Origin of the sequence: Pseudomonas sp. PS02303, assembly GCF_029959925.1 — a bacterium.
Lineage (GTDB): Bacteria > Pseudomonadota > Gammaproteobacteria > Pseudomonadales > Pseudomonadaceae > Aquipseudomonas > Aquipseudomonas mandelii.
Genome location: NZ_JASCOM010000278.1, coordinates 1 through 7,445, shown reverse-complemented (window position 1 = coordinate 7,445; position 7,445 = coordinate 1). Strand labels below are relative to the sequence as shown.

Here is a 7,445-nt window from a genome sequence, read left to right as displayed (position 1 = left end):
CTGCTCGCGATGGCGGTCTGACAGTCGACACTTCTGTTGAATGTTATGCCGCCATCGCGAGCAGGCTCGCTCCCACATTGGTTAGGGGGCGTGTCAGTAAAGACTGTCCCGTACCCGCGCCGGCGCTTCCCGGTCATACGTTTCGGCATCGAAATGCCCGTCATTCAAGCGCTTGTGAAAAGCCCCCGCCGTTGGCAGTGCCGAGCGCTCCAGATGCTTCTCGGGGTTCCACAAATCCGAACGCACAATCGCTTTCGAGCAATGGAAGTACGCCGCGTCCACGGTCACCAGCATCACTGTGCGCGCCGGTTTGCCGTTCACCGCAAAGCTCTCCAGCAATGTCGGTTCCGCGCTGATCTGCGCCGTGCCGTTGACCCGTAACGTCTCGCCGATGCCGGGGATGATGAACAGCAGCGACACCCGCGAATCGAGCACCACATTGCGCAGCGTGTCGATGCGGTTGTTGCCCGGACGGTCCGGGATCGCCAGGGTCTTCGGGTCGATGATCCGCACGAATCCCGGCGTGTCGCCACGAGGCGAACCGTCCAGGCCATCAGGACCAGCCGAGCTGATGATGACCAGCGGCGAGGCGCGGACCATGGCCTGATAGTCCTCGTTCAGAAAGGCGATCTGTTTGCGCACGGCGCGGTCGTGGGGTTGGCCGTAGATTGCTTCCAGTGCTTCGATACTGTCGAGCATAACCACCTCAGAAAATCAGGCTCATGCGCCGTTCATAACCGATCCGGCCCTTGTACGCCTCGCCGCTGTCGACCCAGCCAAATTTTGTATAGAGCGCAATGGCGGCCTCATTGTCCGCGTCCACCGACAATTCCAGCGCTTTGATTTCCGGAAACGCCTGACGAGCCACGTCGGGCAAAGCTTGCAGGCAAGCCTTCCCATAACCTTTGCCCTGAGCGCGGTGATCGACTTGCAACGCATGCAAGGTCGCACTGTGTTCATCGGCCCAGGCCGGCAACACGGGCGGGCGTTTGAGCAGCAGGAAGGCCACGGGAACCTCCTCGGTCAGTAGCGCAAATCCCTTGACGCCGGGACCGGGTTTGGACAGCAAGGTGTGCAATGCACCGTGGATGTCGCCGGAGAATTTAATCTGCTCTTTATGCACTTCGATGGCCTCGATCTGCTGGCGCTGGCGCGCGTTCAGGCTTTCGTAAGGCACGAGTCGGGCTGTCACTGGAGTGTCCTTTTTCCAACAAAATAGGCGTTGGATTCTAACGAGTTTGCATTCATGGATTATTTTTATTTCGACTGTCGATTTGGCGGTGCGCCAGACGACTAAGGGTGTCTTCACAACAAAAACCACGGAGAACCACCATGAACGCAACCCAAGAAATCCAGGCCCTGATCGACACCTATCGTGAGGCGGTCATCGCCAAGGACGTCAAAGAACTCATGCAGCTGTATGCCGACGACATCGTCTCCTACGACGCGGTCAAGGCCTTGCAGTTTCGCGGCAAGGCGGCTTACCGCGCGCATTGGGAAGAGTGCATGGAAATGTGCCAGGGCGCGCACACGTTCGACTTCGCCCACTTGAACATCGTCGCGGACGAGCACATCGCCTTCGCTCACTGGCTGGCCCATTGCGGCGGCACCAACGAACAAGGTGAAACCCAGGCCTGCTGGATGCGTGTGACCGCCTGCTATCGGCGCGATGCCGGGCAATGGCGCATCGTCCATGAACACTGGTCGGCCCCGTTCGACATGACCAGCGGCACGGCGCTGTTCAACCTTGAACCCTGATCACCGGGCTGTTTATCGGGAAGCAGCGCCAAAACGCCAATCAGCAGCCATAGTTGATCAGTTCGATCCGGGAGAGCCCACATGAAGTACCTATGCCTGGTCTACAGCAACGAACAGGAGTTGCACTCGCTGCCTGACAGTCCCCATGACGCCGAGTGCATGGCCTACGCCGAGGCGATCCAGGGCAGCGGCCGGATGATCGCAGCCGAGGCGCTGGAATCGGTGCAGACCGCGACCACCGTGCGCATGCGCAACGGCAAGATGTCGATCACCGATGGCCCGTTCGCCGAAACCAAGGAGCAGTTGGCCGGCTTCTACCTGATCGATGCCAAAGACCTCAATGAAGCGATCCAGGTCGCCGGCAACATCCCGGCGGCCCGGGTCGGCAGCGTCGAGGTGCGGCCCGTTCGCCAGTTGAATCCCTGAATAACAAGCACAAGACAGGAGATCCCCATGAGTCCGCAACCCTATAAGCATCAGCCTGCCGAATTCGAGCTGTCCATCAGTCGTCTGATCGACGCGCCGCGTCGCAAGCTCTTCCGCGCCTGGACCGAGCCGGCCTTGCTCACTCAATGGTGGGGGCCGCATGGCATGACCACGCCGGAGTGCGAAATGGATCTGTGGGTCGGCGGCCAGTTTCGCACCCTGATGCGCGCACCGGACGGGACTGAGTATCCGACCATGGGAGTCTTCCTGGAAATCGTCGCGCCTGAACGCCTGGTGTTCACCGACGCGTTCACTCCCGGGTGGATTCCTTCGGGCAAACCCTTCATGTCGGCCGAAGTGACCCTCGAAGACAAGGACGGCAAAACCCTCTACACCGCCCGGGCCATGCACTGGTCCGAAGAAGATCGTCAGGCCCACGAGGCCATGGGGTTTTACGATGGCTGGGGACAAAGCCTCGATCGCTTGGTGATGCTGGTGACTGAAGGCATGCCGGACTGATGACTGACGCTTCGGTCACGGCTCGGGTCGAGCAGGTCTACCGCGAAGAGTCGCGGCGGATTCTGGCGACGCTGATCCGTTTGCTTGGCGATTTCGACCTCGCCGAAGAGGCCCTGCACGAGGCATTTTTCGTCGCGGTCGAGCGTTGGCAGCGTGACGGCGTGCCGGATAACCCGCGCACGTGGCTGGTGTCCACCGGTCGCTTCAAGGCCATTGATGTGTTGCGTCGGCGCGCGCGTTTTGCCGCGTCCCGGCCGATGTTGATTGCTCAACTGGAGGAGCTGGAACAGGCCGACTGGAGTGATGAGGACGTGGAAGACGATCGTTTGCGGTTGATCTTCACCTGTTGTCACCCGGCCCTCGCGTCGGATGCCCAGGTGCCGTTGACCCTGCGCGAAGTGTGCGACCTGACCACGGAGGAAATTGCCCGCGCCTTTCTCTCGGCACCGGCGACCATCGCCCAGCGCATCGTGCGCGCCAAAGCGAAAATCCGTGACGCGAAAATCCCTTATCAAGTGCCGACACTGGCGGAACTGCCCGAGCGTCTCGACAGCGTGCTGAGGGTGATTTACCTGGTGTTCAACGAAGGTTACTCGGCGTCGGTCGGCGCCGAACTGACCCGCGAGGACCTGACCCGCGAAGCGATCCGGCTCGGGCGGCTGTTGATGGAGTTGCTGCCGGAATCGGAAGTGATAGGGCTGCTGGCGTTGATGCTGTTGCATGAATCACGACGCCCGGCCCGCACGTCGGCGAGCGGTGAACTGATCGTGCTGGATGAACAGGACCGCTCGTTGTGGGATGCCGGGATGATTGCCGAAGGTTGCGCGCTGGTGGAGGCGGCGCTGACCACCGGACGGTTCGGGCCTTATTGCCTGCAAGCGGCGATTGCGGCGGTGCACGCCGAAGCGCCCACGGCGGGGGAGACAGACTGGCAGCAGATTGTGGGTTTGTATGACGTGCTGCTGGCGGCGGTGCCTTCACCGGTGATTGAGTTGAACCGTGCAGCGGCGATCTCCAGGCGAGACGGACCGTTGGCGGGGCTGGTGTTGGTGGACGGGATTCTGGGTCGGGGTGATCTGCTGGATTACCACTTGGCGCATTCGGCGCGGGCGGAGTTTTGTCGGCAGTTGGGGAGGCGTGAAGAGGCGCGGGCGGCGTATGAACGGGCGCTGGAATTGACACAGCAGGTGCCGGAACGGCGGTTTATCGAGGCGCGGATCAAGGCGCTGAGGTGATGTGAACTGACGGGCTCCATCGCGAGCAGGCTTTCTCCTACGGGGGGGCGTACACAAATTTTGTGATCACCGCGATCCACTGTGGGAGCGAGCCTGCTCGCGATAAGGTCCGCAGGACTTTCATTCCAGCAGCTTGCCGAGCAACCAGCTCCCTGCCGGCCCCGGCGGATGCAGCCGCGACCACAAGGCATCGACAAACACCGGTTTCGGCCAGCCCCGCACGTCCAGCTCCTGCAATGTCCCCGGGCCAAACCGCTCCACCAACCATCGCGGCAACGGTGCCCAGCCAAACCCGCCCTGGGCCATTTCCAGCAGCATCAGGTAGCTCGGCGCCGACCAGACACGTCCCTTCGCACGGCTTTCATACGGATTGACGATCGTCGCCAGACGCAACTCCCGATGCTTTTGCAACACGTCTTGATCGACGAGGCCCAGCGCTGCCAATGGATGCTCGCGGGACACGAACAGGGCAATCTCCGTGCGTTCATCCACGGTCGAGCTGACCAGGTCCGGCGGGTAACTGTCCTGCTTTTCGGCAAAGGCCACATGCGCCCGGCCGCTTTGCACCAAGGCCACCAGGTCATCGCATTCCGCGATCAGGCATTCGAGTTCAAGGTCCGGATAACGCTGATCGAACGCGCTCAACGCCGCTTCGAAACGGTCGGACTGATAAGTGTCGGAAATCGCCACCGTCAACTTCGGCTCAACCCCTTGGGACAGCAGACTGGCGGTCATTGCCAGGCGGCTGGTGGCGGCCAGGATCTCCTCGGCCCGCTGCAGCATCACGTGCCCGGCCGGGGTCAGGCTCGGCTTGCGGCTGCTGCGGTCGAACAGGACCAGGTTCAGATCGATTTCAAGGCTGGCAACCGCTGCACTGATGGTCGACTGGCTGCGGCCGAGTTTGCGCGCTGCCGCAGAAAACGAACCTTGCGTCGCCGCTTGGACAAACGCTTGCAACACTTCCTGAGAAGCCATGAACTATCGCCTTTGTCGATGGTTATTGGTTAGGAAGTATCGATGCAGGGCTGGATGATGGCAACCACAGTCACTCAGAGATTCCTGATCATGAGCGTCAACAAATCCATCACTGAACGTATTTTCCAGGCCATCGCTTTCGAAGTGCTGGCCATCCTGATCTGTACGCCGCTCCTGGCGTGGATTATGGACAAACCGATGCTCGAGATGGGCATCGTCACGTTGGTCATCGCCGCCCTGGCGCTGGCCTGGAACGTGGTCTTCAACGGGCTGTTCGACCGTTTGCTCAAACGCTACGGCATCGTGCACAACGCCTGGGTACGGGTTGTCCATGCGCTGTTGTTCGAAGGCGGGCTGGTGGCGATGGGGGTGCCGCTGATTGCGTGGTGGCTGAACGTCAGTCTGTGGCAGGCGTTCCTGCTGGATATCGGCGTGTTGCTGTTTTTCCTGCCATACACCTACGTGTATCACTGGGCGTATGACGTGGTGCGTGAGCGCATGTTGATGGTGTCCACTGCTCGTTAATCCAGAGTGAACCGTTTTTGTGGCGAGGGAGCTTGTCGGATCGCCGCACCGTCCCGCTCGAATGCGAAGCGCTCGCAAAATCTTCGACAGTTACCGAGATTTTGGGGCTGCTTCGCAACCCAGCGGGAGCGAGCTCCCTCGCCACAGGTTCAGGGGTTACAGGAACATCCCACCGGACGCTTCAACGCGCTGGCCGTTGATCCACTGGCTGCCCGGCGCCAGCAGTAAAGCAATCGCAGCGCCGATGTCATCCGGCTGACCCACCCGACCCAACGCGGTATTGCCGGCAATGTAGCTGTTCACGTCGCTGTTATCGCGCACGGTGCCACCGCCGAAATCGGTTTCGATGGCGCCCGGTGCCAGGGTGTTCACGGAAATGCCGCGGGCACCGAGTTCCTTGGCCTGATAGCGGGTCAGCACTTCCATCGCGCCTTTCATCGCTGCGTAAGCACCGTAACCCGGCAAACTGAAACGGGTCAGACCGCTGGATACGTTGAGGATGCGCCCACCGTCCGCCATCAGCGGCAGCAGGTTCTGGGTGAGGAAGAACGGCCCTTTCAGGTGGATGTTCATCAGCAGATCGAACTGGGCGACGGTGGTGTCGACGAAGTTCGCGGTCAGGCCAATGCCGGCGTTATTGAGCAAGAAGTCGAAGTGCTGGCGATCAAAACGGCTGTGCAACACATCGGCGACCTGGGTGGCGAAGGCTTCGAAGCGTTCGCTTTGGCTCACATCGAGTTGCAGCATCACCGCCCGAGCGCCGAGGCGTTCGATGTCGGCGACCAGTTCTTGCGCCTCATCGGCCTTGCTGTTGTAGGTGCCGATTATGTCGACGCCTTGGGCGGCCAGATGCAGGGCTGCGTTTTTGCCGAGGCCGCGGCTGGCGCCAGTGATCAGTGCGATTTTACGGTTCATGGGACTTCCTCAAGGGTGGTGAGTGACGGTGTGGAGGAAGTTTATTTATCCGCTCTGAAGTGATAAACAGTATGAAATCGGAATCACTGGTCGGTTAATCCGAACAATACAGGGGCGGCTCATGAACAAGCTGGAACTGCTGCGCACCTTCGTTCGCGTCAGCGAAATGTCGAGTTTTACTCTGGCGGGGGAGAGCCTGGGTCTGCCTCGGTCCACGGTGTCCGATCACGTTCAAACGCTGGAAACGCTGCTGGGGACACGCTTGCTTCAACGCACTACGCGCCGGGTCCAGGCGACTCAGGACGGGCTGGTGCTGTACGAACGCAGCAAGGATTTGTTGTCGCACATGGACGACATCGAGGGCCTGTTTCGCCAGGACCCGGCCTCGTTGGTCGGGCGGATTCGCATCGACATGCCGAACTTTCTGGCCCGCCAGGTGGTGATGCCGCAACTGCCGGAATTCATGGCGCGCCACCCCCACCTGGAACTGGAAATCAGCACCACTGACCGGCGAGTCGATCTGCTTCGGGAGGGTTTTGATTGCGTGTTGCGCGTGGGGTCGCAGCCGGACCAGTCGGTGGTCGCTCGTCGCGTGTGTGATTTCGCCATGGTCAACTGCGCGAGCCCGGCGTACTTGGCGCGCTACGGGATTCCCGAAACACTCGAAGACCTGGCGCAGCACCGGATGGTGCATTACGTCGGCGTATTGGGTTCGCGGTCGGACGGGTTTCTGTACGAGGTGGAAGGCAAGCCCCGGCAACTGCCGATGGCGGGCAGCGTGACGGTCAACAGTACCGATGCTTATGAGCTGGCGTGCGTGGGGGGATTCGGATTGATTCAGGCGCCGGTCAAGGGCATGCAATCGCACTTGAGCAGTGGTGATCTGGTGGCGGTGCTGCCGCAGTTCAGCGCACCCTCGATGGAGGTCTCGCTGCTCTACGCCCGGCAACGGCATTTGCCGCTGCGGGTGAGGGCGTTCATGGACTGGCTGGCCAATGTCATCCAGTCCACAACCTAACCGCCCCCTGTAGGAGCGAGGCTTGCCCGCGAAGAACGATAACGCGGTCTGACCGAATGACCGGGTTATCGTTC

10 protein-coding genes are annotated in these 7,445 nt (G+C 60.9%); 6 read left to right on the top strand and 4 right to left on the bottom strand.

Annotation, left to right across the window (positions count from 1 at the left end):
• Positions 1-93: 93 nt before the first annotated feature.
• Positions 94-699: a pyridoxamine 5'-phosphate oxidase family protein gene (locus tag QMX98_RS30215; protein ID WP_282411848.1), complete on the bottom strand. Its 606-nt coding sequence runs from the start codon at positions 697-699 to the stop codon at positions 94-96.
• A 7-nt stretch (positions 700-706) separates the two neighbouring features.
• Positions 707-1,192 carry a GNAT family N-acetyltransferase gene (locus QMX98_RS30210; RefSeq protein ID WP_282411847.1) on the bottom strand — a complete coding sequence of 162 codons (486 nt, stop codon included), beginning with the start codon at positions 1,190-1,192 and terminating at the stop codon, positions 707-709.
• A 140-nt stretch (positions 1,193-1,332) separates the two neighbouring features.
• On the opposite strand from QMX98_RS30210, the gene QMX98_RS30205 reads away from it, so the two are divergent.
• From QMX98_RS30205 to QMX98_RS30190, 4 genes are all read left to right on the top strand, one after another.
• The gene (locus QMX98_RS30205; RefSeq protein WP_145309282.1) at positions 1,333-1,758 is read left to right on the top strand and encodes a nuclear transport factor 2 family protein; all 426 of its coding nucleotides are present in this window, start codon (positions 1,333-1,335) and stop codon (positions 1,756-1,758) included.
• A gap of 81 nt (positions 1,759-1,839) precedes the next feature.
• A complete protein-coding gene (locus QMX98_RS30200; RefSeq protein ID WP_010457311.1) occupies positions 1,840-2,184 on the top strand; it encodes a YciI family protein in 345 nt (114 codons plus the stop codon).
• 27 nt (positions 2,185-2,211) lie between these two features.
• On the top strand, positions 2,212-2,703 hold the full coding sequence (locus QMX98_RS30195; RefSeq protein WP_010457306.1) for an SRPBCC family protein: 492 nt from the start codon (positions 2,212-2,214) through the stop codon (positions 2,701-2,703).
• Complete coding sequence (locus QMX98_RS30190; RefSeq protein WP_083375909.1) at positions 2,703-3,938, top strand: RNA polymerase sigma factor; 1,236 nt, start codon at positions 2,703-2,705, stop codon at positions 3,936-3,938. Before QMX98_RS30195 ends, QMX98_RS30190 begins: the two co-directional genes overlap by 1 nt.
• 120 nt (positions 3,939-4,058) lie before the next feature.
• Here the strand turns inward: QMX98_RS30190 and QMX98_RS30185 are convergent, their stop codons facing one another.
• Positions 4,059-4,913 (bottom strand): LysR family transcriptional regulator, encoded by an 855-nt coding sequence (locus tag QMX98_RS30185; RefSeq protein WP_077748674.1) that lies wholly within the window; start codon positions 4,911-4,913, stop codon positions 4,059-4,061.
• Positions 4,914-5,003: 90 nt separating this feature from the next.
• On the opposite strand from QMX98_RS30185, the gene QMX98_RS30180 reads away from it, so the two are divergent.
• Positions 5,004-5,438, top strand: coding sequence for a multidrug/biocide efflux PACE transporter (locus tag QMX98_RS30180; protein WP_042933029.1), 435 nt, complete (start codon positions 5,004-5,006; stop codon positions 5,436-5,438).
• A gap of 156 nt (positions 5,439-5,594) precedes the next feature.
• On the opposite strand, the gene QMX98_RS30175 is transcribed toward QMX98_RS30180, so the two are convergent.
• Positions 5,595-6,353 (bottom strand): SDR family oxidoreductase, encoded by a 759-nt coding sequence (locus QMX98_RS30175; RefSeq protein ID WP_010457302.1) that lies wholly within the window; start codon positions 6,351-6,353, stop codon positions 5,595-5,597.
• A 121-nt stretch (positions 6,354-6,474) separates the two neighbouring features.
• Here QMX98_RS30175 and QMX98_RS30170 point away from each other — a divergent pair, with 121 nt between their 5' ends.
• Positions 6,475-7,371: a LysR family transcriptional regulator gene (locus QMX98_RS30170; protein ID WP_172791507.1), complete on the top strand. Its 897-nt coding sequence runs from the start codon at positions 6,475-6,477 to the stop codon at positions 7,369-7,371.
• The last annotated feature ends 74 nt before the right edge of the window (positions 7,372-7,445 follow it).